Origin of the sequence: Microcella daejeonensis (genome assembly GCF_026625045.1) — a bacterium.
Classification (GTDB): domain Bacteria; phylum Actinomycetota; class Actinomycetes; order Actinomycetales; family Microbacteriaceae; genus Microcella; species Microcella daejeonensis.
The window spans coordinates 528,960-554,220 of the sequence record NZ_CP113089.1; the positions used below are offsets into that span (position 1 = coordinate 528,960).

The 25,261-nt window shown below is 72.0% G+C and carries 22 protein-coding genes and 1 riboswitch; of the genes, 12 read left to right on the forward strand and 10 right to left on the reverse strand.

Features of this window, described 5'->3' with window-relative positions; all coding sequences use genetic code 11:
• Window positions 1-33 precede the first annotated feature (33 nt).
• On the reverse strand, window positions 34-1,461 hold the full coding sequence (locus tag OVN18_RS02580) for a hypothetical protein (RefSeq protein WP_267781733.1): 1,428 nt from the start codon (window positions 1,459-1,461) through the stop codon (window positions 34-36).
• A 109-nt stretch (window positions 1,462-1,570) separates the two neighbouring features.
• Window positions 1,571-2,518 (reverse strand): hypothetical protein, encoded by a 948-nt coding sequence (locus tag OVN18_RS02585; protein ID WP_267781734.1) that lies wholly within the window; start codon window positions 2,516-2,518, stop codon window positions 1,571-1,573.
• Between the two features lie 109 nt (window positions 2,519-2,627).
• Here OVN18_RS02585 and OVN18_RS02590 point away from each other — a divergent pair, with 109 nt between their 5' ends.
• From OVN18_RS02590 to OVN18_RS02610, 5 genes are all read left to right on the forward strand, one after another.
• Window positions 2,628-3,707, forward strand: coding sequence for a YhjD/YihY/BrkB family envelope integrity protein (locus OVN18_RS02590; RefSeq protein WP_267781735.1), 1,080 nt, complete (start codon window positions 2,628-2,630; stop codon window positions 3,705-3,707).
• 72 nt (window positions 3,708-3,779) lie between these two features.
• On the forward strand, window positions 3,780-4,625 hold the full coding sequence (locus tag OVN18_RS02595; RefSeq protein WP_267781737.1) for an exodeoxyribonuclease III: 846 nt from the start codon (window positions 3,780-3,782) through the stop codon (window positions 4,623-4,625).
• A 124-nt stretch (window positions 4,626-4,749) separates the two neighbouring features.
• Window positions 4,750-5,754, forward strand: coding sequence for a tryptophan--tRNA ligase (trpS, locus tag OVN18_RS02600; protein WP_267781739.1), 1,005 nt, complete (start codon window positions 4,750-4,752; stop codon window positions 5,752-5,754).
• A gap of 4 nt (window positions 5,755-5,758) precedes the next feature.
• Window positions 5,759-6,322 (forward strand): GNAT family N-acetyltransferase, encoded by a 564-nt coding sequence (locus tag OVN18_RS02605; RefSeq protein WP_267781740.1) that lies wholly within the window; start codon window positions 5,759-5,761, stop codon window positions 6,320-6,322.
• The gene (locus tag OVN18_RS02610; RefSeq protein WP_267781742.1) at window positions 6,319-7,098 is read left to right on the forward strand and encodes an HAD family hydrolase; all 780 of its coding nucleotides are present in this window, start codon (window positions 6,319-6,321) and stop codon (window positions 7,096-7,098) included. Before OVN18_RS02605 ends, OVN18_RS02610 begins: the two co-directional genes overlap by 4 nt.
• 121 nt (window positions 7,099-7,219) lie before the next feature.
• On the opposite strand, the gene glpK is transcribed toward OVN18_RS02610, so the two are convergent.
• From glpK to OVN18_RS02625, 3 genes are all read right to left on the reverse strand, one after another.
• Entirely contained in the window at window positions 7,220-8,734 is a 1,515-nt protein-coding gene (gene glpK / locus OVN18_RS02615) for a glycerol kinase GlpK (protein WP_267738008.1), read from the reverse strand.
• A gap of 176 nt (window positions 8,735-8,910) precedes the next feature.
• Entirely contained in the window at window positions 8,911-9,618 is a 708-nt protein-coding gene (locus tag OVN18_RS02620; protein ID WP_267781743.1) for an MIP/aquaporin family protein, read from the reverse strand.
• A gap of 205 nt (window positions 9,619-9,823) precedes the next feature.
• The gene (locus OVN18_RS02625; RefSeq protein ID WP_267781745.1) at window positions 9,824-11,554 is read right to left on the reverse strand and encodes a glycerol-3-phosphate dehydrogenase/oxidase; all 1,731 of its coding nucleotides are present in this window, start codon (window positions 11,552-11,554) and stop codon (window positions 9,824-9,826) included.
• A 146-nt stretch (window positions 11,555-11,700) separates the two neighbouring features.
• Here OVN18_RS02625 and OVN18_RS02630 point away from each other — a divergent pair, with 146 nt between their 5' ends.
• The 6 genes from OVN18_RS02630 to OVN18_RS02655 all read left to right on the forward strand — a co-directional run bounded on the left by OVN18_RS02630 (window position 11,701) and on the right by OVN18_RS02655 (window position 18,348).
• Window positions 11,701-12,699: a sugar-binding transcriptional regulator gene (locus tag OVN18_RS02630; RefSeq protein ID WP_267782871.1), complete on the forward strand. Its 999-nt coding sequence runs from the start codon at window positions 11,701-11,703 to the stop codon at window positions 12,697-12,699.
• A gap of 36 nt (window positions 12,700-12,735) precedes the next feature.
• A riboswitch (FMN riboswitch) is annotated at window positions 12,736-12,886 on the forward strand.
• Window positions 12,887-12,953: 67 nt separating this feature from the next.
• Window positions 12,954-13,991, forward strand: coding sequence for a bifunctional diaminohydroxyphosphoribosylaminopyrimidine deaminase/5-amino-6-(5-phosphoribosylamino)uracil reductase RibD (ribD, locus tag OVN18_RS02635; RefSeq protein ID WP_267781747.1), 1,038 nt, complete (start codon window positions 12,954-12,956; stop codon window positions 13,989-13,991).
• A 5-nt stretch (window positions 13,992-13,996) separates the two neighbouring features.
• On the forward strand, window positions 13,997-14,602 hold the full coding sequence (locus tag OVN18_RS02640) for a riboflavin synthase (protein ID WP_267738014.1): 606 nt from the start codon (window positions 13,997-13,999) through the stop codon (window positions 14,600-14,602).
• Window positions 14,599-15,882, forward strand: a complete 1,284-nt coding sequence (ribB, locus tag OVN18_RS02645) for a 3,4-dihydroxy-2-butanone-4-phosphate synthase (protein WP_267781749.1) — start codon at window positions 14,599-14,601, stop codon at window positions 15,880-15,882. The genes OVN18_RS02640 and ribB overlap by 4 nt, the downstream gene beginning before the upstream one ends.
• Window positions 15,879-16,349: a 6,7-dimethyl-8-ribityllumazine synthase gene (gene ribH, locus OVN18_RS02650; protein WP_267738017.1), complete on the forward strand. Its 471-nt coding sequence runs from the start codon at window positions 15,879-15,881 to the stop codon at window positions 16,347-16,349. Before ribB ends, ribH begins: the two co-directional genes overlap by 4 nt.
• 262 nt (window positions 16,350-16,611) lie before the next feature.
• Window positions 16,612-18,348, forward strand: a complete 1,737-nt coding sequence (locus OVN18_RS02655; protein WP_267781751.1) for a family 14 glycosylhydrolase — start codon at window positions 16,612-16,614, stop codon at window positions 18,346-18,348.
• Window positions 18,349-18,411: 63 nt separating this feature from the next.
• Here the strand turns inward: OVN18_RS02655 and OVN18_RS02660 are convergent, their stop codons facing one another.
• From OVN18_RS02660 to OVN18_RS02670, 3 genes are all read right to left on the reverse strand, one after another.
• Window positions 18,412-19,227 carry an ABC transporter permease gene (locus OVN18_RS02660; protein ID WP_267738019.1) on the reverse strand — a complete coding sequence of 272 codons (816 nt, stop codon included), beginning with the start codon at window positions 19,225-19,227 and terminating at the stop codon, window positions 18,412-18,414.
• The gene (locus OVN18_RS02665; protein ID WP_267738020.1) at window positions 19,224-20,069 is read right to left on the reverse strand and encodes an ABC transporter permease; all 846 of its coding nucleotides are present in this window, start codon (window positions 20,067-20,069) and stop codon (window positions 19,224-19,226) included. Before OVN18_RS02665 ends, OVN18_RS02660 begins: the two co-directional genes overlap by 4 nt.
• Window positions 20,070-20,154: 85 nt before the next feature.
• Window positions 20,155-21,081, reverse strand: coding sequence for an ABC transporter ATP-binding protein (locus OVN18_RS02670; RefSeq protein WP_267781752.1), 927 nt, complete (start codon window positions 21,079-21,081; stop codon window positions 20,155-20,157).
• Between the two features lie 169 nt (window positions 21,082-21,250).
• Between OVN18_RS02670 and OVN18_RS02675 the strand changes: the two genes are divergently transcribed.
• Window positions 21,251-23,098 carry an ABC transporter ATP-binding protein gene (locus tag OVN18_RS02675; protein ID WP_267781754.1) on the forward strand — a complete coding sequence of 616 codons (1,848 nt, stop codon included), beginning with the start codon at window positions 21,251-21,253 and terminating at the stop codon, window positions 23,096-23,098.
• Between the two features lie 62 nt (window positions 23,099-23,160).
• Here the strand turns inward: OVN18_RS02675 and OVN18_RS02680 are convergent, their stop codons facing one another.
• Both OVN18_RS02680 and OVN18_RS02685 read right to left on the reverse strand, forming a co-directional pair.
• Window positions 23,161-23,745, reverse strand: a complete 585-nt coding sequence (locus tag OVN18_RS02680; protein ID WP_267781755.1) for an isochorismatase family protein — start codon at window positions 23,743-23,745, stop codon at window positions 23,161-23,163.
• Between the two features lie 14 nt (window positions 23,746-23,759).
• Complete coding sequence (locus OVN18_RS02685) at window positions 23,760-25,256, reverse strand: D-alanyl-D-alanine carboxypeptidase (protein WP_267781756.1); 1,497 nt, start codon at window positions 25,254-25,256, stop codon at window positions 23,760-23,762.
• Window positions 25,257-25,261: the final 5 nt, after the last annotated feature.

Here is a 25,261-nt window from a genome sequence, read left to right on the forward strand (position 1 = left end):
CGGCCGACCTCGCCGACCGGGCCGCCGCGCCGACTAGCGGGCCGCGACGGCCGCGCTGCGGCGGGCGAGCAGCACGGAGCCGAGCCCGAGGAGCGCCAGCAGCGCGCCCAGCAGTCCGAGCGCGGGAGCGACCGGGGCCGCTCCGGTCAGCGCGAGCTGACCCTCGGACGCGGCGGGGGCGGCCGACGCGGGCGTGACGCCGCCGTCGGTGCCACCGGCGGTGCCGGTCTCCGTCCCGTCGTCGGTGCCACCGGCGGTGCCGGTGTCCGTCCCGTCATCGGTGCCCGGGTCGGTCCCGGGGTCCGTTCCCGGGTCAGTTCCCGGGTCGGTCCCGGGGTCGGTGCCGGGGTCCGTTCCCGGATCGGTGCCGGGGTCCGTGCCCGTGTCCGTCCCGGTCTCCGCGTCGCCGATGATCCCGATCGCCACGTCGCCGATCGTGATCGGCAGGGAGATGGTCGGGTCGATCAGGGTGCCGCCGAGGATCCCGTCGTCGCCGGAGGTGCTGCCCGAGCCTCCGCCGATGATCGGGAGGCCGAGCATCCCGTCGCCGGAACCGGAGCCGGAGCCGCCGGTCGTCGCGTCGCCGATCACGCCGAGCGCCACATCGCCGACCGAGATCGGCGCGATCACATCGGGCGACACGACCGTGCCGCCACCCAGGCTGTCATCGCCCGAGCTCGACCCCGAACCGGGAGCCGACGGGGCCGGAGCCGCGTCACCCCCCGTGTCGGAACCGGAGCCGCCGGTGGTCGCGTCGCCGATCACGCCGAGCGCCACATCGCCGACCGAGATCGGCGCGATCACATCGGGCGACACGACCGTGCCGCCACCCAGGCTGTCATCGCCCGAGCTCGACCCCGAACCGGGAGCCGACGGGGCCGGAGCCGCGTCACCACCCGTGCCGGAACCGGAGCCGCCGGTGGTCGCGTCGCCGATCACGCCGAGCGCCACATCGCCGACCGAGATCGGCGCGGTCACGACCGGGGCGACGACCGTGCCGCCGCCGACCGAGTCGTCCCCCGTCGAGGTGGAGGGCGCGGCCGGAACGGGCGCAGGAGCGGGCGCCGGAGCCGGAGCCGGAGCCGACGACCCTCCGGTCGAGGAGTCGCCGATGAGGCCGAGCGAGACGTCGCCGATCGAGATCGGGATGCTCACCACGGGTGCGGCGACCGTTCCTCCGCCGATCGAGTCGGCACCGTTCGAGGTCGCCGGTGCCGGCGCGGGCGCCGGAGCGGGTGCGGCCGCCGGAGCGGACGAGCCCCCCGTCGACGAGTCGCCGATGAGGCCGAGCGAGACGTCGCCGACCGACACGGGGATGGAGACGAGACCGCCGATGACGGTCCCTCCGAGCAGCGAGTCGTCGCCGCTGGATTCGGCGGCAGAGGCGGCCGTGGCGCCGGCGACGCTGATGCCGCCCGCGATCACGACGCTCCATAGCGCCTTGGTGATGAATCTGGACATGATGGTCGTACTCCTTCGTCTGCGTTCTGAGAGATGCCGGCGCGAGCGCGCACGGCCGATGGATGCGCGTGCTCGTGGGCCGCGAGGGCGCGCACGAGCGCATCGGCTCTCAGTCGGGAGACGGAGTGGAGTAGGAGCAGGGACCGGCGGGCAGCCGGTCGTCGCGCGGCGGGGCCGTGCGAGAGGAATCGAGTCGCAGATCGGCGGCGCCGTCGAGAGTCGCCGCGCCGAGCCCGGCCGCAGGAGCGTTCGCCGACGCCGTCGCCGCGGGGGCCGCCATCGGCTCGCCGAGGAGCGGACCGCGGGCGGCCGGGTCGGAGCCGCCGCCGCGGACGATCGACGCGGAGGACGCGGTGGCGGCCGCGAGTGCAGCGCTCCCCGTCACGACGGTCGAGGTGTCGGACGGCACGGTCGGCTCGGGCGCGATCGCGACGCCGGTCGCGCCGACGATCGACGAGAACGGGAAGGGCACGGTGTCGACGACCTCGGATGCGGGCGTCTCGGAGCCGGCGGCGGGCGGCGCGAGGCCGGGCTCCGGGCCGAGATCGGGAGCCGTCGGGACGGGCGCCGGAGCACCGACGCCGGGAGCCTCCGGCAGGCCGGGGACGACGTCGATCACACCGTCGACGACCTCGTCGACCGCCTCGACGACCGGGGCCGTCGTGCCGATGACGGCGCCGACGGCGGAGTCGGCGGTGGTGTCGACGACCGCGGTGAGCGGAGCGGCGACCTGCTCGACCACGACCTGCGTGATCGGGGCGGCGACGGGGGCGGCGGCATCCACCACGGCGACCGTGCCGGTGACGGTCGCATCGACGACGTCGGTAGTGGAGTCGACGACGGACGTCAGGCCGTCGCCCACATCACCGAGCAGGGAGCCGATGCCGGCGGGGTGGCGCTCGGCGGCCGCGGCGCGGTCGGTCGGCCAGAGGACGCTCAGGAGTGCGCCGACGACGGCGAGCGCGAATGCCCAGAGGAGGAGGGAGCGCAGGCGCGCGACCGAGATGCTGCTCGCCCCCTGCGCTGCAGCGGGCCGCGGCACTGCGACTCCATCCATCGAATCACCCCCCGGTGAGAACGTGCGGTCTACCCTCCTCCCGCGATGAGGGTTCGTCAACCCCTCTCCGCAGAACTACTGAGAAGGCCCGCCTCGGTAGGGTTGGACGATGGCCGAGACGCGCAGCGCCCCCCGATCATTGAGCGCCGAGCAGGGCGGCGCGCGCGGTGACGGGATGCCCGAGGCGGAGCATCCCGGGATCGGCGCCCGCATCGGCGCGCTCGTGCAGCGGGTCATGCGATGGCGGGCCGTGCGGGTGCTCATGCACTACGGCTCGCAGCGCGGGCCCATCCTCGCCAGCGGTCTCGCCTACCAGGCGATCTTCGCCGTCTTCGCCGCGATCTGGGTCGGCTTCTCGATCGCCGGTCTCGTGCTCACCGGCGACGTCGGTCTGCGGCAGAGCCTCATCGCCATCCTCAGCGAGAGCGTGCCGGGGCTCATCGACGACGGCACGGGCGGCGGCGCGATCGATCCGGAGGACCTGCTCAATGCCGGGGTGTTCCGCCTCAGCGGCGTGATCGCCCTCGTCGGACTGCTGGTGACCGCGCTCGGCTGGCTCGCATCGGCGCGGGATGCCGTGCGCGCGCTCTTCGGACTGCCCGCGGTCGAGGGCAACGTGCTGCTGCTGCGCCTGAAGGACCTGGGGCTCGCCGTCGGCTTCGGCGCGCTCGTGGTGCTCTCCGCCGTGCTGAGCGTGGTCGGGACGCAGGCCACCGATCTCGTGCTCGGGCTCGTTGGGCTGCGCGAGACCCCGATCGCGATCGTGCTCTCGCGCATCGTCTCCCTCGTCGTGATGTTCGCCCTCGACGCGGTCGTCCTCGCCGCGCTGTACCGCGTGCTCGCGGGCGTCCCCATCCCCTTCGCCCGGCTGCGCACCGGCGCCTTGCTCGGCGCGGCCGGGCTGGGCGCGCTCAAGGTGCTCAGCGGAGTCCTCCTCGGCGGCGCGACCTCCAACCCGCTGCTCGCCTCCTTCGCCGTCATCATCGGACTGCTGATCTTCTTCAACCTCGTCTGCCAGGTGATCCTGATCGCCGCGGCCTGGATCGCGGTCGGCGTCGAGGATGCGGCGATCGTGCTCGACCCCGAGCTCGAGGCGAAGCGGCTCGAAGCCGCGCGGGCGCTCGTCGCCGCGCACTCGGAGCCCTCGGACGAGAAGCGCGGGTTCTGGGGGCGCCTGCTGCGTCGCTGATCCGCCGCGCGCGATCGCCGGCGGCGCCCGCTCCGGGCATCCCTGTCGGCGGTCGAATCTAGGATGGTCGGCATGTCCGCACCGCTCCGCATCGCCTCCGTCAACGTCAACGGCGTCCGCGCCGCCTACCGCAAGGGCATGGGCGAGTGGCTGGATGCGCGGGGCGTCGACGTCCTCGCCCTGCAGGAGGTGCGGGCCTCCACCGATGACGTGCGCGGGCTGCTGGGCGAGGGCTGGAGCATCCTGCACGACGCCGCCACGGCCAAGGGCCGCGCCGGGGTCGCCATCGCCGCGCGGCGCGAGTTCGACGCCCACCGGGTGGAGCTCGGCCCCGACGACTTCGACTCGGCGGGCCGCTGGCTGGAGGCCGACCTCGACATCGACGGCACCCGCCTGACGGTCGTGAGCTGCTACGTGCACTCCGGCGAGGTCGACACCCCCAAGCAGGACGAGAAGTGGAAGTTCCTCGACGCGATGGAGCAGCGGCTCCCGCTGCTCGCCGCGCACAGCGAGCTCGCCCTCGTCGTCGGCGACCTCAACGTCGGCCACCGCGAGCTCGACATCAAGAACTGGCGCGGCAACCGCAAGAACGCCGGGTTCCTGCCCCGCGAGCGCGCCTACTTCGACCGGTTCTTCGGGCCCGCGGGCGAGACGGTCGAGGGCGTCGACGGCTCGACGGGCCCCGGCCTCGGCTGGGTCGACGTCGGGCGCCGGCACGCCGGCGAGGTCGACGGGCCGTACACCTGGTGGTCGCAGCGCGGCCAAGCCTTCGACAACGACACCGGCTGGCGCATCGACTACCACGTCGCAACCCCGGCCCTCGCGGAGCGGGTCGTCGACTACCGCGTCGACCGCGCCGCCTCGTACGACACCCGCTGGAGCGACCACGCGCCGGTGGTCGTCGACTACGCGATCTGACAACCCGGGGCTGGGGCGTCCACCGCCGATCGGGCCTGACCGACACGGCACGGCCGCGTCGACGCTGGCGTCGCGCGAACGCGATGCGTTCGCCAAAGCTCCAGCGCGCTGGAAGACTGGACCCATGAGCCTCCCCCGCCTGTTCTCGGGCATGCAGCCCTCCGCCGCCAGCCTGCACATCGGCAACTACGCCGGCGCGTTGCTGCAGTGGCGCGACATGCAGGCGAGCCATGACGCCGTGTTCTGCGTCGTCGACCTGCACGCGATCACCGTGCCGCAGGATCCGGCCGAGCTGCGCGAGCGCACGCGCCGCACCGCCGCGCAGTACATCGCCGCGGGCATCGACCCCGAGCACTCCACCCTGTTCGTGCAGTCGCACGTGCGCGCGCACGCCGAGCTCGCCTGGGTGCTCAACACCATCACGGGCTACGGCGAGGCCGCCCGCATGACGCAGTTCAAGGACAAGTCGGCTCGCGGCGGCGTCGACACCGCCTCGGTCGGGCTCTTCACCTACCCCATCCTGCAGGCCGCCGACATCCTGCTCTACGACGCCGTCGTCGTGCCCGTCGGCGAGGACCAGCGCCAGCACATCGAGCTCACCCGCGACCTCGCCGCTCGCTTCAACTCGCGCTTCGGCGACACCCTCGTCGTGCCCGAGGTGCGCATCCTGAAGGAGACGGCGAAGATCTACGACCTGCAGAACCCGGGCTCGAAGATGTCGAAGTCGGGCGAGAGCCCGCAGGGCATCGTGTGGTTGCTGGACGACGACAAGGCGATCGTCAAGAAGATCAAGTCGGCCGTCACCGACAGCGAGGGCGTGGTGCGCTTCGATCCGGTCGAGAAGCCCGGCGTCTCGAACCTGCTGACGATCCTCTCGATCGTCACCGGCACCGAGGTGGATGCCCTGGTCGACTCCTTCGCCGGCCAGCAGTACGGCGCGCTCAAGGGCGCCGTGGCCGAGGCCGTCGTCGAAGAGCTGCGGCCGATCCGGCAGCGGTCGCTGGAGCTGCTCGACGACCCGGGCGAGCTCGACCGCCTGCTGAAGATCAACGCTGAGCGGGCATCCGCCATCGCCGACGCCACGCTCGCTCGCGTCTACGACGCCGTCGGGTTCCTGCCCCGGGGCTGAGCGCGTGGAGCCCGTCGCCCTCACCACGCCGCGGTTCACCCTGTCCGCGCCGCGCGCCGCCGACGTCGACGCGGTCTACGCCGCCTGCCAGGACGCCCAGCTGCAGCGCTTCGTGCCGGTGCCCGTGCCGTACGAGCGGTTCCACGCCGAGGGCTTCGTGCTCGAGCTCGTGCCCGAGTGGTGGCGCGACGACATCGAGTACGTCTTCGGCATCCGGCGCGCTCCGGATGTCCCGCTCATGGGCGTCGTCGCCTGGCAGCGCGCCCGCGGCTACATCGGCTACTGGCTCGGAGCCTCGCACCGCGGGGAGGGCGTCATGACCGAGGCCGTCGCCGCGGTCATCGACTGGGTCTTCACGCACGAGGACGTCGACGAGCTGCGGTGGGAGGCCACGGCCGGCAACCTCGGCTCGGCCCTCGTCGCCCAGCGCACCGGGTTCCGCTGGGACGGCACCGGCCGCATCTCGAACGTTCGCCCCGGCCAGGAGGAGGGCGGCTGGCGCGCCGTGCTGCGGCGGGAGCACCTCAGCTCGGTGCAGCCCGCGGCGGAATGGCCCGTGCTGGGGTGAGCGGCGAGGATCGCCCGCCGAGCTCAGGCCGCCCGGCCGGGCGCATCAGCGTCATGCTCTTCGACCTCGACGACTGCCTCATGACCCACTCGCGTGCAGTCGCCCACGGACTCGACGCCGCCCGCGCCGCGGCGGGCGGGGCCCTCGCGGCGGCCGACGGGGATGCCGAGCTCGCGCGCTGGCGCGAGCTCGAGGAGCACCACTACGCCCGGTACCTGACGGGCGAGCTCGACTTCCTCGAGCAGAGGCGCGAGCGGGTGCGGGGCTTCCTCGCTCCGTACGGCATCGCGCCCTCGCCCTCCGAGGCCCTCGACTGGTTCGAGGGGTACATGCACGGGTACCGCGCGGGGTGGGCGCTCTACGACGACGTGCTGCCGATGCTCGAGGCGCTCGAACGGCGGGTGCCGGGCATCCGGTTCGGCATCGTCACCAACGGCGACATCAACTTCCAGACCGAGAAGCTCGTCGCGATCGGACTCGTCGACCGCATCGAGCACGTCATCGCCTCGGGCGAGGTCGGCGTCGCGAAGCCCGCCGCCGGCATCTTCCACGCGGCCGCACGCGCCTTCGGCGTCGACGTCGCGGCGTGCGCCTACGTCGGCGATCGGCTGCGCACCGACGCCGTCGGCGCGCACGACGCCGGGATGCTCGGCCTCTGGCTCGACCGCGGCGAGCTGTCGAGCGCGCTCGCCTCCGAGGCCGCGAGTGCCGGCGGCGCCCTCGCCGTGCCGCGCATCACGAGCCTGCGGGAGCTGTCCGCCCACGTCGCGCCCTAGCCGCCCCGCACGGTACGGGCGGAGCACGGCGCCCCCGCACGCCGAAGCGGGCGGAGCGCCGAAGCGCCCCGCCCGCCGTTCCGCAGCTACCACCACTGCGGAGGGGAGTCCCGCGAGGGGACTAGTTGACGTCCTCGTCCACCCAGTCGAAGGTCTTGGTGACGGCCTTCTTCCAGAGGCGGATCTGGCGGTCGCGCTCGCCCGCATCCATCGACGGGGTCCAGCGCGAGTCCTCCTGCCAGTTGGCGCGCAGCTCGTCGAGCGAGCCCCAGACGCCGACGGCGAGACCCGCGGCGTAGGCGGCGCCGAGCGCGGTCGTCTCCGCGACGACGGGGCGCACGACGGGCACGCCGAGGATGTCGGCCTGGAACTGCATGAGCGTGTTGTTCGCGATCATGCCGCCGTCGACCTTGAGCTCGGTGAGGTCGACGCCCGAGTCGGCGTTGACGGCCTCGAGCACCTCGCGGGTCTGGAAGGCGGTGGCCTCCAGCGCGGCCCGCGCGATGTGGCCCTTGTTGACGAAGCGCGTGAGGCCCACGAGGGCGCCGCGCGCGTCGGAGCGCCAGTACGGGGCGAAGAGGCCCGAGAAGGCGGGCACGAAGTACGCGCCGCCGTTGTCCTCGACGGTGTTGGCGAGCGTCTCGACCTCGGGGGCCGATCCGATGATCCCGAGGTTGTCGCGCAGCCACTGGATGAGCGAGCCCGTGACGGCGATCGAGCCCTCGAGCGCGTAGTGCGGCTTCGCGTCGCCGAGCTTGTAGCCGAGGGTCGTCAGCAGACCGTTCTTGGAGTGCACGATCTCCTCACCGGTGTTGAAGATGAGGAAGTTGCCGGTGCCGTAGGTGTTCTTCGACTCGCCGGCGTCGAACGCCGCCTGGCCGAAGGTGGCCGCCTGCTGGTCGCCCAGGATGCCCGCCACGGGCACCTCGCGCAGCAGCGAGCTGCCGTGCACGGTGCCGTAGACCTCGGAGGACGACTTGATCTCCGGCAGCATCGACGCCGGAACGCCGAAGGCCTCGAGGATCGAGTGGTCCCACTGCAGGGTCTCGAGATCCATGAACAGCGTGCGCGAGGCGTTGGTCACGTCGGTGGCGTGCACGCCGCCGTCGGTGCCGCCGGTCAGGTTCCACAGCACCCAGGTGTCGGTGGTGCCGAAGAGCAGGTCGCCGTTGTCGGCGGCCTCGCGGGCACCCTCGACGTTCTCGAGGATCCAGACGATCTTCGTGCCGGAGAAGTACGTGGCGAGCGGCAGGCCGACGGTCGGCTTGAAGCGCTCCACGCCGCCGTCCTTCGCGAGGCGGTCGACGATCGACTGCGTGCGGGTGTCCTGCCAGACGATGGCGTTGTAGACGGGCTTGCCGGTGTTCTTGTCCCAGACGACGGCGGTCTCGCGCTGGTTGGTGATGCCGACGGCGGCGATGTCGTGGCGGGTGAGCGAGGCCTTCGAGAGCGCCTGGCCGATGACCTCGCGGGTGTTGGCCCAGATCTCCATCGGGTCGTGCTCGACCCAGCCGGCCTTCGGGAAGATCTGCTCGTGCTCCATCTGACCGCTCGAGACGATCGAGCCCTTCTGGTCGAAGATGATGGCGCGGGTGCTGGTGGTGCCCTGGTCGATGGCGAGTACGTAAGTGGCCATGAGGGTGAGAACTCCTTCGTTATCGATGCCGGCAGGCCGGCGGGGGTGACGCTGATCGGGTGGTGCGCGTGCGGGTCGTGCGGGCGCACGGCGAGGCGCGGACGAGGCGACGGGGGGCGGATGCCCAGGCGCGAGCCTGCACGATGCCCGCGCCGGGCATCCGCCGTCGTCGACCGCTAGAGGATGGGCAGCAGGGCCGTGGCCGCGAGACCGGCGAGAGCGCCGCCGATCAGCGGACCGACGACCGGCACCCAGGAGTAGCCCCAGTCGCTCGAGCCCTTGCCCTTGATGGGCAGGATGGCGTGCGCCAGACGCGGGCCGAGGTCACGGGCCGGGTTGATGGCGTAGCCGGTCGGGCCACCGAGCGAGGCGCCGATGCCCACGACGAGCAGGGCGACGGGCAGAGCGCCGAGGGCGGCGAGTCCGGCTCCGGGCTCGGCACGGCCGAAGCCGATGACGACGAAGACGAGCACGAAGGTGCCGAGCACCTCGGTGACGACGTTCCAGCCGTAGCCGCGGATTCCGGGGCCCGTCGAGAAGACGGCGAGCTTGGTGCCCGCGTCGGGCTCCTCATCGAAGTGCTGCTTGTAGGCGAGGAAGGCCAGCACGGCGCCGATGAAGGCTCCGACGAGCTGAGCGCCCATGTATCCCAGGATCGAGAGCAGGTTCACCGGCACGCCCTGACCGAACTCGGTCGCACCGTTGGTGACGAGTCCGATCGTGACGGCAGGGTTGAGGTGCGCGCCCGAGGCGTAGGAGACGGTCACACCGGCGAAGACCGCGAGGCCCCAGCCGAAGTTGATCATCAGGAATCCGCCGGCATTGCCCTTGGTCTTGGCCAGAACGGCGTTGGCGACGACGCCCGCACCGAGCAGCAGGAGCATGGCGGTTCCTACGACTTCCGATAGGAGTACCACTGCGAGATTGTCCACGTTGACTTCTTCCTCTGTTCAGGGTGGTCCTCCCGGCCGCGGTCCCGGCCGGGAGGGGCGCGCTCCGACCGGGGCCGGGGCGCTTCCGCTCACGACCCGGGGGCCGCGGGCGGAATCCTTCGGGGCATCATCGCCCCGTCGTGATGCTCAGGATGCTCTACCGGGCCTCCTGCGCGTGATCGACCTGCACACCGTGGTGGTCGGCGAGGTAGTCCGCGGCGGCCGCGCGCTCGGTGGCGCGCTCCTCCGGGCTCCAGCCGAGCACGCCGCCGACGATCTCGGCGAGCTCGTCGAGCAGGGCCGCGGTCACCTGGCCGGTGAAGGCGAGGGAGGTGCGGCGCAGCACGACGTCGACGAGGCGGACGACCTGCTCGGTCTCGACGAGGTGCTCGATCTCGAGACGGCTGTAGTCCGCGTTCGAGGCGAGCGGAGCATCCTGACCGGCGGCGATGCGGGCGATGATCGCCTCCGCGCTCGTGCCGTACCGGTCGAGGAGGGTGTCGGCGCGCTCGCGGCCGACGACGGCGCCGTGCTTCGACAGCCAGGCGGCGCGCTCGGCGTCGGTGGTCGGGTAGCCGACGGCCCCGCCGATGAGCCGGCCGTCGGTGCTGACGGTGCGCTCGCGGCCGAGGGTCTCCAGCACGAGGCCGCCGAGCTGCTCGCCGAGGGCGCGGAAGGTGGTCCACTTGCCGCCGACGAGGCTGAGCACCGGGGTGCCGCCGAGGCTGCCCTTCTCGATGCGGTAGTCGCGCGAGATCTGACCGGTCGAGCCGGCGTCGCTGCGCGGCAGCGGCCGCACGCCCGAGAAGCGGAAGACGATCTGCGAGCGGTCGACCGCGATGGAGGGGAAGACGTGCTTCACGAGGTCGAAGAAGTAGTCGACCTCCTCCTCGGTGCAGCGGATGGGCTCGTTCATGTCGTGCTCGAGGTCGGTGGTACCGAGCATCACCTTGCCCTTGAGCGGGTAGATGAGCACGATGCGGCCGTCGGTGAACTCGAAGAAGATCTCGCGCCCGTTGCAGGCCTCGTAGAGCTCGGGGTTGTCGAGCACGACGTGCGAGCCCTTGGTGCCGCCCATGTAGCGGGTGGCGTCGCCGAGGGCGGCGTTCGTCAGGTCGGTCCAGGGGCCGGATGCGTTGACGACGACCTTCGCGGTCATCTCGAACTCCTCGCCGCTGCGCATGTCGCGCAGGCGCACCGCCCCGCCCTCGGTCATGCCGACCGCGGTCACGTAGTTGGATGCGCGGGAGTTGTCGCCCGCGGCGATGCCGTCGTAGAGCACGTCGAGACCGAGGCGCTCAGGGTCGTGCATCGAGGCGTCGTAGTAGGTGGCCGTGTACTTGACGTCGCTGCGCAGCTTCGGCAGCAGCTGCTTGGAGGCCTTCGCGCCGCGGAACTGGTGACGGGGCACCCGGCCGCCGTCGCGCGAGAAGGTGTCGTAGATCGTGAGGCCGACCTTGATGATGAGCGCGCCGCGCTCCTTCTTCGGGGCCCCGGGCTTCGGCTTGATGCCGATGAACTGGAAGGGCGCGCGGAGCAGGCTGGAGAAGGTCGAGAAGATCGGGATGGTGGTGGGCAGCGGCCGCACGTAGTGGGGCGCGAGACGCAGGAGGGCGTTGCGCTCGTGCACCGACTCCTGCACGAGGCGGAACTCGCCGTTCTCGAGGTAGCGGATGCCGCCGTGGATCATGTGCGACGAGCCCGCGGAGGCGCCCGAGACGTAGTCGTCGCGCTCGACGAGGGCGACGTCGACGCCGTTGAGGGCGAGGTCGCGGAAGGTGGCGATGCCGTTGATGCCGGCACCGATGACGAGGACGTCGGCGTGCGGTCGGTCGCGCAGCGCGGCGACGGTATCGCGGACTTCGGCGGGCGGGGTCGGCGTGGGCATCGGTGATCACTCTCCTGTTCCCGCCGTCTGGCGACCGGCGGTGAGACAATCGTGGTGCGAACGAGAGAAGTCGTCCACATCGTTTGCACGAATGTGCAGATAGAACGGAGGTCGCTGTGCCCGCTGCACCGCCGCCGAGCGTCAAGATGCGCGATGCGCTGCGCGCCGCGCACCTCTACTACATGCAGGACCTCACCATGGACGCCATCGCGAGCGAGCTCAGCACCTCGCGCTCCTCGGTCTCCCGCCTGCTGACTTATGCCCGGGAATCGGGACTGGTCGACATCCGCATCCGCTCCCCCCTGGAGATGTCGACGCGGTGGGAGCGCGAGATCGTCCGCCGGTTCGGGGTCAGCGCCCACGTCGTCCCCGTTCCCGGCGGCTCCTCCGACGTCGACCGGCAGGAGCGCGTGGCCCGCGGTGCTGCACGAATTCTCAACCAGTACTTCGACTCCAACATGTCGATGGGGGTCGCCTGGGGCTCCACGATGAGCGCGATCTCGCGCCACCTCTCCCCCAAGGAGACGCACAACAGCGACATCGTGCAGCTGAACGGAGCGGGCAACACCCACACGACCGGCATCGATTACGCGAGCGAGATCCTGCGGCGCTTCGCCGAGTCGTACTCCGCGCGGCTGCAGCAGTTCCCGGTGCCGGCCTTCTTCGACTCCCCCGAGACGCGCCGCCACCTCTGGCAGGAGCGCAGCATGCGCCGGGTGCTCGACATGCAGGCCCGACTCGACATCGCCCTGTTCGGGGTGGGCTCGCCGTTCGCCGACATCCCGAGCCACGTCTACATCGGCGGCTACCTCGACCCCGACGACTACCAGTCGCTGAGCGAGCAGAACGTCGTCGGCGATGTCGCCACCGTGTTCTTCCGCGCCGACGGATCGACGGAGGGCATCGCCCTGAACGCCCGGGCGACCGGCCCGGACTTCGAGGTGCTGCGCCGCATCCCCCGCCGCGTCTGCGTCGTCTCGGGCCTCTCGAAGCTGCCGGGCCTGCTGGGCGCGCTCGCCGCGCAGCTCGTCACCGATCTCATCATCGACGAGGGGAGCGCGCGGGCCCTGCTCGAGACGACCGTCGCACCGGTCGAGTCGGCGCCCGAGCCGGCATCGGAGCTCTCAGGCCGCGTACGGGAATAACCCAGGGGCGACTGCGTTCAATACACTGCAACACGTAACGCACTCCGGGGTCGGTGAAAGTCCGAGCCGGCGGTCATAGTCCGCGACCCGCGACCGTTGCCTCAGCCCTCGGGCCGAGGAGACGGGGACGGTTGAGCTGGTGGAATTCCAGCACCGACGGTGAGAGTCCGGATGGGAGGAGTGCGCGGACGGCAGATCCATGCCGCCTGCTCGCGACCCCGGAATGCGCCGCCCACGAGCGCAAGGACCCCGGGATGACCGCCACCGCCACGATCGACGCCGCGCGCGTCGACGCCGCGATGCGCCGCGCGCTCGAGCTCGCCGCCCGGGGCCCCGCCGTCGGCGTCAACCCGCAGGTCGGCTGCGTGCTGCTGGATGCTCACGGCGAGATCATCGCCGAGGGCTGGCATCGCGGGGCGGGCACCGCCCACGCCGAGGTCGACGCGCTGTCGAAGGTCGCCGACGCTCGCGGCCTCACGGCCGTCGTCACCCTGGAGCCCTGCAACCACACCGGCCGCACCGGGCCCTGCGCCCAGGCGCTCATCGATGCAGGTCTAGCCCGGGTCGTCTACGCCCTCCCCGACCCCGGCGAGGTCGCCGGCGGCGGCGCCGAGCGCCTGCGCTCCGCGGGCATCGCCGTCGAGGCGGGCCCGCAGGCCGAGGCCGCCGCCGAGCTGCTGCGGCCCTGGCTGACGAGCGCCCGACTGGGTCGCCCCTTCGTCACGGTCAAGTGGGCGTCGACGCTCGACGGCCGGGCTGCGGCCGCCGACGGCACGAGCCAGTGGATCACGGGCGCGGCCGCGCGGCAGCGCGTGCACGAGCAGCGCGCGGCGCACGACGCCATCGCGGTCGGCACGGGAACCGTGCTCGCCGACGATCCGACCCTGACCGCGCGCGGCGACGGCGGCGCGATGCTCGGCCACCAGCCGCTGCCCGTGGTGTTCGGCACCACGCCCGTGCCCGCCGACGCCGCGCTGCGCCGGCACCCGGCCGGGCTCGTCGAGCTCGGGCACCGCGATCTCGAGCGCGGGCTCGCCGAGCTGCAGGAGCGGGGCATCCGCCGCCTGTACGTCGAGGGCGGCCCGACGCTCGCGAGCGCGTTCCTGCGATCCGGCCTCGCCGACGAGGTGCTGATCTACCTCGCCCCCCTGCTGCTCGGCGGACCGCGCACCGCCATCGACGACCTGGGCATCGGCACGATGTCGCAGGCGCTGCGGTTGAGCATCCACCGCATCGAGACTCTCGGCGACGACATCCTCGTCACCGCACGACCGACCCCACCCCAGGAGTGACCCGCATGTTCACCGGAATCATCGAAGAGCTGGGCGAGATCCTCGCCTGGGAGAAGAACGGCGACGCCGGCCGCGTCACCGTGCGCGGCCCGCTCGCCGTGAGCGACGCCTCGACCGGCGACTCCATCAGCGTCAGCGGCGTCTGCCTCACCGTCGTCGAGCAGGGCCCGGACTGGTTCACCGCCGACGTCATGGGTCAGACCCTCGCGATGTCGGCGCCCGCCCAGTGGGCCGAGGGCGTGACCGTCAACCTCGAGCGCGCCGCCTCGGTCGGCGACCGCCTCGGCGGTCACATCGTGCAGGGCCACATCGACGGCACCGCCGAGCTGCTCGAGGTGCGCGATGAGGGCACCTGGCGCGTGCTGCGCTTCGCGCTCGCCGCCGCCCACGCTCCGCTCGTCGTCGACAAGGGCTCCATCGCCGTCGACGGCATCTCGCTCACCGTGAGCGCCGCGGGCGACGACTGGTTCGAGGTCTCCCTCATCCCCGAGACCCTCGAGCGCACCACCCTCGGCCGCCGCACCGTCGGCGAGCTCGTCAACATCGAGACCGACATCCTCGCTCGACACGTAGCGCGACTGGCGCGCTTCGACGGAAGGATCCCCGCATGAGCATCGGAAGCATCCCCCAGGCGCTGGCCGCGCTGCGACAGGGCAAGCCCGTCCTGGTCGCCGACGACGAGGGTCGCGAGAACGAGGGCGACATCATCCTCGCCGCCGAGCTCGCCACCCAGGAGTGGGTGGCCTGGACGGTCAAGCACTCCAGCGGCTACCTCTGCGCGCCGATGACCAACGAGCTCGCCGACGCGCTCGAGCTGCCGCTCATGGTCGAGAACAGCGAGGACCCGCGCCGCACCGCCTACACGGTGAGCGTCGACGCGGCCGACCGCATCTCGACGGGCATCAGCGCCCGCGACCGCGCGCACACGCTGCGCGTGCTCGCCGACCCGGCATCGACCCCCGCGAGCCTCATCCGCCCCGGCCACATCATCCCGCTGCGGGCGGTCGACGGCGGCGTGCGGGAGCGCGCCGGTCACACCGAGGCCTCCATCGAGCTCATGCGGCTCGCCGGCCTGCGCCCCGTCGCCGTCATCGGCGAGGTCGTGGCCGACGACGGCGAGATGATGCGCCTGCCCGAGCTCATCGAGTTCGGCGCGCGCGAGGGCGTCGTCGTCATCACCATCGTCGACCTGCTCGCCTACCTGGAGTCGGGCGAGGAGTTCGCGGCGGGCGCTCCCGGCGCTGCGGCCGAGGCGCTCAGCAGCGTCTCCTTCGAGGTGGCCACGACCGTGCCGACCACGCACGGGGCGTTCTCGATGCGCGCCTACCGCGACCGCAAGACGGGCGCCGACCACGTGGCGATCGTGAGCGGGATGCCCCACGACGACATGATCGTGCGCGTCCACTCGGAGTGCCTCACGGGCGAGGCCTTCGGCTCGCTCAAGTGCGAGTGCGGCCCCCAGCTCGATGCCGCGCTCGACGTCATCCAGCGCCAGGGCGGCGCCGTGCTCTACATGCGCGGCCACGAGGGCCGCGGCATCGGCCTCATCAACAAGCTCAAGGCCTACCGCCTGCAGGAGGACGGCTATGACACCCTCGATGCCAACCTCGCTCTCGGCCTGCCCGCCGACTCGCGCGACTACCAGGCCGCGAGCGACATGCTGCGCGACCTCGGCGTCTCGCGGGTGCGCCTGCTGTCGAACAACCCCGAGAAGCAGCGCCAGCTGACCCAGTACGGCATCGAGGTCTCCTCCCTCGTGCCGCTGCTCGTGGGCGTCGGCGATGACAACCAGGGCTACCTCAGCGCCAAGCGCGACCGCATGGGCCACCGCCTGCCCGATAGCATCACCAGCGCACCCGTGTACGCCCAGATGGAAGGACGCACCGCATGAGCGGAGCCGGAAGCCCCACCCTCGTCGTCGACGGCACCGGCCTGACGATCGCGATCGTCGCCGGCCAGTGGCACACCGCCATCAGCGAGGGCCTCCTCGCCGGCGCGCGCCGCGTGCTCGAGGCCTCGGGCGCGACCGTGGTCGAGTACGCCGTGCCCGGCTCGTTCGAGTTGCCCGTCGTGGCGAAGGCCGCGCTCGAGAACGGGGCCGATGCCGCCGTCGCCCTCGGCGTCATCATCCGCGGCGGCACCCCGCACTTCGAGTACGTCTCGGCGGCGGCCACCGACGGCCTCACCCGGGTGGCGCTCGACACGGGCAAGCCCGTCGGCTTCGGCGTGCTCACCCTCGAGGACGAGCAGCAGGGCCTCGACCGGGCCGGCCTGCCCGGCTCGAAGGAGGACAAGGGCGCCGAGGCGGCCGAGGCCGCCCTCGCGACCGCCCAGGCGCTGCGCGTCATCCGGGGCTGACGCCCCGGCGCCGAGCGCGCGTCCGCGCCGCGTCCACCCGCCCCGCGGCGCGCCCGCGAGCGCGGCGGCTCCGTCGGCGACGGCGGGTGGAACGACTTGTCTGCATGTGGCACGGATCGCGGTGTTGCGGGCCCGGGTATGGGCCGCGCCTGGAACATGTGGAACCGGTTGCACCCCTCCTGACCAGGGGAGATACTCGCTGTCGGGCGGTGGGGCTCCCTGCGACGACGATGTCGCTGCTCCCCGCTCGTGAGGAGCATCGATGCGGATCCACCAGCACCCCCGCCGAGCAGGAGCCCTGAGCCTCGGGCTCGCCCTGCTCGCCTCGCTCGTCGTCGCGCCGATCGGCGCGGCTCCGGCGAGCGCCGCGGCAGCGACCAACAGCCCCGACTTCACGGCGAACGTCATGGCGCCGCTCGAGGTCTTCGACTTCACGCAGTTCGGCAACCAGCTGAGCACAGTCAAGGCCTACGGCGTCGACGCCGTCTCGGTCGACGTCTGGTGGGGCAAGGTCGAGGGCGCCGGGGACAACCAGTTCAACTGGAGCTACTACGACCAGGTCTTCCAGACGATCACGAGCCGCGGGCTCGACATCGTGCCGATCTTCTCGTTCCACCAGTGCGGCGGCAACGTCGGCGACACCTGCAACATCCCGCTCCCGTCGTGGCTGTGGGGCAAGTACACGGGCGCCGCGCTGAACGGCGTCACCCTCGACGCCAACGGGCTCAAGCACCGCAGCGAGCAGGGCAACTTCTCGAGCGAGACGGTGCAGGGGTGGGCGACCCCGCTCGTGCAGAACGAGTACCAGGCCTTCACGCAGGCCTTCGTCGCCCGGTACGGCACGACCTACGCGAACCGCATGCAGGAGATCAACGTCTCGCTCGGCCCGGCCGGCGAGCTGCGCTACCCCTCGTACAACGGTCACGACTCCGGCACCGGCTACCCCACGCGCGGCGGGCTGCAGTCGTACTCCCCCCTCGCGGTGAAGAGCTTCCAGCAGTGGGCGGTCACGAAGTACGGCACGCTGGCCGGCGTCAACACGGCGTGGGGCACCTCGCTCACGTCGCAGACGCAGATCCAGCCGCCGAGCAACGCCGGTTTCTTCTTCTCCTCGGGCGACTACCGGAACATCCGCTACGGCAAGGACTTCGTCGACTGGTACAACAAGAGCCTCGTCGACCACGGCGAGCGGATGCTCGACACCGTGCTCGCCGCGCTCGGCTCGTCCTTCCCGGGCGCCGAGATCGGCTACAAGATCCCCGGAGTGCACTGGTCCATGACCGGCCCCACGCCGAGGGCCGCGGAGGTCGCCGCCGGCCTCATCCAGACCAGCGTCGACATGTACGCGGCGAGCACCGGGCGCGGCTACGCCAACATCGTCGGCCTGGCCAACCGGGTCGCCGACAGCGGTCGCGGCGTCATCCTGCACTTCACCTGCCTCGAATTCAACGATGAGAACTTCGCGCCGCAGTACTCGCAGGCGAAGACGCTCGTGGGCTGGGTCGGGGCGGAGGCCGGGCGTCAGAACGTGAAGATCAAGGGCGAGAACGCGCTCGCCGGCGGCATCACGAGCAACACCGGCTGGGACAACGTCAATCAGGCCTTCGACAACTTCCCGTACCTCGGCATGACGGTGCTGCGGGTCGGCGAGGTGGCCTCGGGCACGGGTCAGACCCGGTACGCGCAGTTCATCCAGAAGTACCGCGGCACCGCGTGGAACACGCTGTTCGTCCGCGGCACCCACAACAACTGGGACCTGTCGACGAAGATGATCAAGTCGGGCTCGACCTGGACGGCGACGAACGTGCAGTTCCCGACCGGCACGGGGCAGCGCTTCAAGTTCGACGTGCGCGGGGAGTGGAGCCTGAACTACGGGGGCACCTCGCTCTCGGGCACGGCCGTGCAGAACGGCGGCGACATCCCCGTCGCCTCCGGCGGTCGGTACACGATCACGTTCAACGAGTCGACGAAGCAGTACACGGCGACGCGAACGAATTAGCGGCACCGACGGCGGCGGGGCGCACGGCGATCAGCCGGCGCCCCGCCGTCGTCGTACCGGCCCCTACTTGAGGAACAGCGCCCGGAGCCGGTTCGTCGTGAACACGATGCCGATCGCGATCATGACGAGGAAGTAGCCGATGTGCACGAGCATCATGCCGCTGAGCGCGCCCGTGGTGAGGCCCCGCACGAGCTCGACCCCGTGCCACAGCGGCAGCGCCTGGATGAGCCACTGGATGGGCTCCGGGTAGACGGTGATCGGGTAGAAGGTCGCCGAGAACAGGAACATCGGCAGCATGATGAAGGTGACCCACTCGATCTGCTGGAAGGTCTTCATGTAGCTCGTGATCGCCATCCCGATGCTCGCGAAGCCGAACGCGATGAGCAGCACGGCGGGCAGCGCGAGCAGGGCCGTCCACGCGAGGTTGAGGCCGAAGACCTGCATGATGACCATGAAGCCCACCGCGTACATGGCGCCGCGCAGGAGGGCGAGGAAGATCTCGCCGAGCGCGACGTCGAGCGGGCCGAGACTCGTCGTGAGCATGCCCTGGTAGAGCTTCGAGTAGTTGAGCTTGAAGAAGACGTTCCACGTCGAGTCGTAGACGGCCCCGTTCATCGCTGAGACGGCGAGCAGGGCCGGAGCGATGAACGCCGGGTACGACACGTCGACGCCCGTCGACGTCTGCACGGTGCCGACGAGGGCGCCGAAGCCGATGCCGAGCGAGAGCAGGTAGAACACCGGCTCGAAGAAGCCGCTGAGCACCACGAGGTAGTTGGTGCTGCGCGTGGCGAGCAGCCCGCGGGCGATGACGGCGCGGGTGTTGCCGGCGTACAGCGCGCCGCGCGCGGTCGTGCGGGTGGGAGCGGTCGTGGCGGTCACTTGTTGAGCCTCCGGGCGAAGTGCCGGCGCGTGGCCCACAGGCCCACGACGACGAGGCCGACGAGGTAGCCGACGTGCGTGACGGTGAGCCACAGCGGCTCGACGTGCCCGTAGGTGAGCACCCGGCCGAGCTCGGTGCCGTGCCAGAGCGGCGACACCCAGCCGATCGGCTGCAGGAAGATCGGCAGCTGGTCGAGCGGGAAGAAGGTGCCGGAGAACAGGAACAGCGGCGTGATGCCGAAGCGCTGCAGCATCGCCATCTGCCCCTTGTCGTCGACGATCGTCGAGGTGTACGAGGCGATCACCGTGCCGATCGCGACGCCGGTGAGGGTGGCGACGAGGATCGCGAGCCCGCCGAGCGGCGAGGTGATGGCGCCGAAGAGCGCGATGACCCCGAAGTAGATCGCGACGGTGACGAGCGCGCGGAGCGCGATCTGGATGAACATGCCCGACACGATCTGCCCGGGCGCGATCGGCGAGGCGTTCATGCCGAAGAAGATCGGGTTCCACTTGAAGCCCGAGAGGATCGGGTAGCTCGTCTCGTTCGCCGCCACCGTCATCGCCGCCGTCGCCAGGAGCGCCGGCGCGACGAACTGCAGGTACGTGACCCCGCCGATGCCCTGGGGCACGAGGCTCGCGAGCCCGACGCCGAGCGCGAAGAGGTAGATGAGCGGATTGCCGAAGCTCTGGAAGAGCGCGTCGCCCGCGTAGCCCTTCATCGCGAGGATGCGGTGCTCGGCGATGTACCAGGCGCCGAAGCGGCGCGGGGCGGCGCCGCCCGCGATCGCCCGGCGGGAGTCGTCCCGCTCGAGGCCCTGGGCGCTCTGCGCATCGACAGTCATGACGCACCCCGTTCCCCGACGCAGCTCAGCCGCGACGGCGCTGGCGTCGCGGAATCGCGGCGCGACTCTCCCAGCTCCAGCGCGGTCATTCGATCAGGCTCCGCCCCGTCAGCCGCAGGAACACGTCCTCCAGGCTCGAGCGCCGCACGAGCGAGGTGATCGGCGCGAGCCCGAGCTGCGTGATGCGCTCGAGCACGGCCTCGCCGTCCTCGCTGTAGACGAGGATGCGGTCGGGCAGCACTTCGAGGCGGTCGCCGATGCCCTGCATGCGCTCGGCGGCCTCGGCGTTCCTGTCGCTGCCGAAGCGCACCTCGAGAACCTCCTTGCTGGAGTACTCGCGGATGAGCGCGGCGGGCGACCCCTCGGCCATGATGCGGCCCTGGTCGACGACGACCAGGCGGTCGCAGAGCTGCTCGGCCTCGTCCATGTAGTGGGTCGTCAGCACGAGCGTCGTGCCCTGCTCCTTGAGGCGGAACAGGCGGTCCCAGAGGATGTGCCTGGCCTGCGGGTCGAGGCCCGTCGTGGGCTCGTCGAGCAGCAGGATGCGCGGCTCGTTGATGAGCGCGCGGGCGATGGTGAGGCGGCGCTTCATGCCGCCGGAGAGGTCGTCGACCTTGGCCTTCTTGCGGTCGGTGAGCTGCGCGAACTCGAGCAGGGCATCCGCCCGCTCGGCGATCACGGAGCGCGGCAGACCGAAGTACCGGCCGTAGACGAGCAGGTTGTCGCGCACCCGCAGCTCCTGATCGAGGTTGTCCTGCTGCGGGACGACCCCGAGCTGCGAGCGGATATCGGGGCCGTGCGCGTCGGGGTCGAGACCCAGGATCGACAGCTCGCCCGAGGTGCGCGTCGAGACCGCCCCGACCATGCGCATGGTCGTCGACTTGCCGGCGCCGTTGGGGCCGAGCAGGCCGAAGGACTCGCCCGGCGCGACCTCGAAATCGATGCCGGCGACGGCGGTGAAATCGCCGTAGGTCTTCGTGAGCGACGTTGCTGAGATGACGGGCTGGGACACGGGAGTCGAGCATAGTCCGGGTCTCCGACACCGTTCGCGAGCACCCTGTCAGCGAACACGAGCGGTGCTGCCCGGGCGCTCCGGCAGACTGGAGCGGGCATCCCGTCGCCTCATCGGCCTCGCGACGGCACGCCCGACGCCTCCTCTTCTCTTCGCCTCGAAGGACCCCATGAGCAGCCCCGCCCCCACCCGCCCGCGCCGCGGCTTCGGCCGCACCCCCGACGACGGCCCCCGCGCCACGTTCTCGCAGCTGCTGCCGTACCTGCTCGAGCACAGGACGGTGCTCTCGTGGGTGATCGTCATCAGCGTGCTCGGCGCCGGGGCCTCGCTCGCGCAGCCGCTGCTCGTCGGGCAGGTCATCACGGTGGTCGAGGGCAGGGGCGATCTCGGCGGGCTCGTCGCGCTGCTCGTCGTGCTCGTCATCGTCAGCGGGCTGCTGAGCGGCTTCGGCCACTACCTGCTGCAGCGCACGGGCGAGGGCGTCGTGCTCTCGAGCCGGCGCTCCCTCGTGCGCCGACTGCTGCACCTGCCGATCGCCGAGTTCGATCAGCGCCGCACGGGCGACCTCGTCAGCCGGGTCGGCAGCGACACCACCCTGCTGCGCGCCGTGCTCACGCAGGGGCTCGTCGAGGCGATCGGCGGCAGCCTGACCTTCGTCGGGGCGCTCATCGCCATGCTCGTCATCGATCCGGTGCTGCTGGGGCTCACGCTGCTGGTCATCGCGGTGTCGGTCGTCACGGTCGTGCTGCTCGCCGCGCGCATCCGGGTCGCCAGCCGCAAGGCCCAGGAGCGCGTCGGCGACCTGGCCGCGGCCGTCGAGCGCGCGATCTCCTCGGTGCGCACCGTGCGGGCCGCCAACGCCACCGACCGCGAGATCGCGCACGTCGAGGCGGATGCCCGCGGGGCGTGGGAGCAGGGCATCAAGGTCGCGAGGATCTCGGCGCTCGTCGTGCCGATCTCGTCGATCGCCCTGCAGGTCTCGTTCCTCGTGGTGCTCGGCGTCGGCGGCTACCGCGTCGCCTCCGGCGCCATCGAGATCGCCGACCTCGTGGCGTTCATCCTGTTCCTGTTCCTCATGATCGGCCCGCTCGGTCAGGCCTTCGGGGCGATCACGAGCGTCAACTCGGCGCTCGGCGCGCTCGGCCGCATCCAGGAGATCATCGCCCTGCCGAGCGAGACCGACGGGGATGCCGCGCTCACGCCCGCGCCCACCGACCCCTCCTCGACCGACGTCGCGCTCGCGTTCGAGGAGGTCGGCTTCCGCTACCCGGAGCAGGCCCGGCGCACGGAGGCCGAGAAGGCCGCAGCGGCCGTCGCCGGCGAGATCGAGCGCGACACCACTGTTCTCCGCGGCGTGAGCTTCTCGGTGCCGACCGGCTCGCGCACGGCGCTGGTGGGCCCGAGCGGGGCCGGCAAGTCGACCGTGCTCGCGCTCATCGAGCGCTTCTACGACGCGAGCGAGGGCGTGATCCGCATGGGCGGCGTCGACATCCGCGCACTGGATCGCACCGAGCTGCGCAGCCGCATCGGCTACGTCGAGCAGGACGCCCCGGTGCTCGCCGGCACCCTGCGGCAGAACCTGCTGCTCGGCACCCCCGAGGCGAGCGACGAGCAGTGCATCGCCGTTCTGCGCAGCGTCAACCTCGGCGAGGTTCTCGACCGCACCGACGCCGGCCTCGACGCGCAGGTCGGCGAGGACGGCGTGATGCTCTCGGGCGGCGAGCGCCAGCGGCTCGCGATCGCCCGCGCCCTGCTCGCGGCGCCGCCCATCCTGCTGCTCGACGAGTCGACCTCCTCGCTCGACGGCCGCAACGAGCAGCTCATGCGCGAGGCGATCGACGCCGTCGCCGAGAACCGCACGCTCATCGTCATCGCGCACCGGCTGTCGACGGTCGTCGACAGCGACCAGATCGTCGTGCTCGACCACGGACGCGTCGTCGGCACGGGCACGCACAGCGAGCTCGTCGCCGCCGTGCCGCTCTACCGCGACCTGGCGAAGCACCAGCTGCTGGTCTGAGGCGCGCCCGGCGCCCCGCCCGAGGGCCCGGCCCTCGGGCGCCGGGCTCCCGGCCCCGGTCGTCAGCCGTCGGCCGGCACGACCTCGGCGCCCGCCGCCGCGAGCTCGGCGAGCGCCGCCCGGCTCGACTCCGCCGCGACGCCCGCCACGAGCCCCTCGAGCACCCGCACCGAGCGCCCCGCGCCGAGCGCGTCGAGGGCGGATGCCCGCACGCAGTAGTCCGTGGCGATGCCCACGACGTCGACGGCGTCGATGCCGCGCTCGTCGAGCAGCTGGGCGAGGGTGCGGCCCTCCTCGGTCGTGCCCTCGAAGATGGAGTAGGCGGGCACGCCCTGCCCCTTGCGCACGTGCACGTCGACGGCGCCGGCGTCGAGGGCGGGGTGGTACTCGGCGCCCGCGGTGCCGGCCACGCAGTGCACCGGCCAGGTCGTCACGAAGTCGGGATCGGCATCCCGCGCGAAGTGCCCGCCGTTGTCGCCCTCGGCATCGTGCCAGTCGCGGGAGGCGATGACGAGGGCGTAGTCGTCGCCCGCCTCGCGCAGGTGCGCGGTGATGCCCGCCGCGACGGCCGCTCCCCCGTCGACGCCGAGCGCCCCGCCCTCGGTGAAGTCGTTCTGCACGTCGATGATGAGCAGGGCGCGGGTCATGGCGGGCCTTCCGGTCAGAGGGTCGAGAGGTTGCCGCCGCAACGGAGCACGGCGGTCGCGAGGGTGTCGAGCTGCACCCGGGTGGTGTTGTTCGCCCCGAGGCTCGGCGCCGTCGCGGCGAAGAAGAAGGTCAGCACGGTGCCGTCCTCGGCGCGGATACTGCCGCTCAGCATGTGCCCGTCGGCGAGCAGGCCGGTCTTCGCGCGCACGGCCCCGCGCGCGACGGCGTTGTCGCCCGTGAAGCGGTTCGCGAGCGTTCCGGTCTGCCCGGCGATCGGCCAGGCGTCGCGCACGATGCCGAGCGCGCCCTCGCCCGCATCGATCTTCACGGCGAGCTGCGCCGCGTAGACGGGAGGCACGGCGTTGAGGTCGCTCAGCCCCGAGCCGTCGATGACGGTCAGCTGGTCGACCGGCAGGCCGTAGCCGTCGAGCGCCTGCGCGTAGGCGTCATCGATCGAGGCGGCCGAGCCGCCCAGACCCTGCTGCAGCGAGACGACCCGCGCGAGCATCTCGGCGAGGGTGTTGTCGCTCGTCGGCACCATCTGCCCGATGAGCGTGCGCACCGGCTGCGAGCGCACCTCGGCGAGCGGGATCGCCTCGCCGGTGGCGCTCCCCTGCCGGATGCTGACGCCGGGGTTGCCCGCCGCCGCGAGCGCCTCGGCGAACCACCGCCCCGCACGCCCGACCGGGTCGGTGCTGCGCGGCGACTGCACGGCCCTCGGATCGTCCCGATCGCCGTCCACCTGCAGTGCCACGACCTCCGAGAGCCAGCCCTGGGTCTGCTCGCCCCGATCCCACGACGGGTGCCACCGGTCGTCGGTGCTCCAGTAGCCGGCGTCGAGCACGACCTCGGTGATGACGGCGTCGGCGCCGTTGGCCGCGCGGTACGCCGCGATCGTCTGAGCGGCGAGGTCGGCGAGCTTGGGCGCGCCCGGGTAGACGCTCTCCTGCCCGAGGGCGGTGCGGCTGAGGGTGGCGTCGCCGCCCCCCACGAGCACGATCGAGCCGGGTGTCTCGCCCGTGACCGCGCGGGTGACGAGCTGGTAGTCGGGGCCGAGCACGGCGAGGGCCGCGGCGGCGGTGAGGTTCTTCATGACGCTGCCCGTGCGCACGGGGTCGCCGGCGCGGCGGTCGAAGAGCAGCTCGCCGGTCGCGGCGTCGACCACGGCGGCCGAGAAGCTGCCGAGCACCTCGGCACCCGCGAGCGCGGCGATCGAGCAGGTGCGCAGCCGACTGGGCTCGACGTCGAGGGTCGGCGGGGTGCGCGGCGGCTCGGCGACGGCCGTGGGGCTCGGCGCCGGGGTGCTCGAGCCGGAGGGCGCGGGGGTCGCCGCGGGGGCGAGCCTGCTCGCCCCGACCGCTGCTCCGGCGTAGAGCGCGCCGGCCGGCAGGGCGACGGCACCGAGCACGGCGGCCGTGAGGAGGAGCGCGCGACGGCGGCCCGAGCTCAGGCCGCCGCGGGCCGCCCGAGGAGCGGCGGGAGCGCCGGCGTCATCGGAGGGCTGCGTCACGCGGC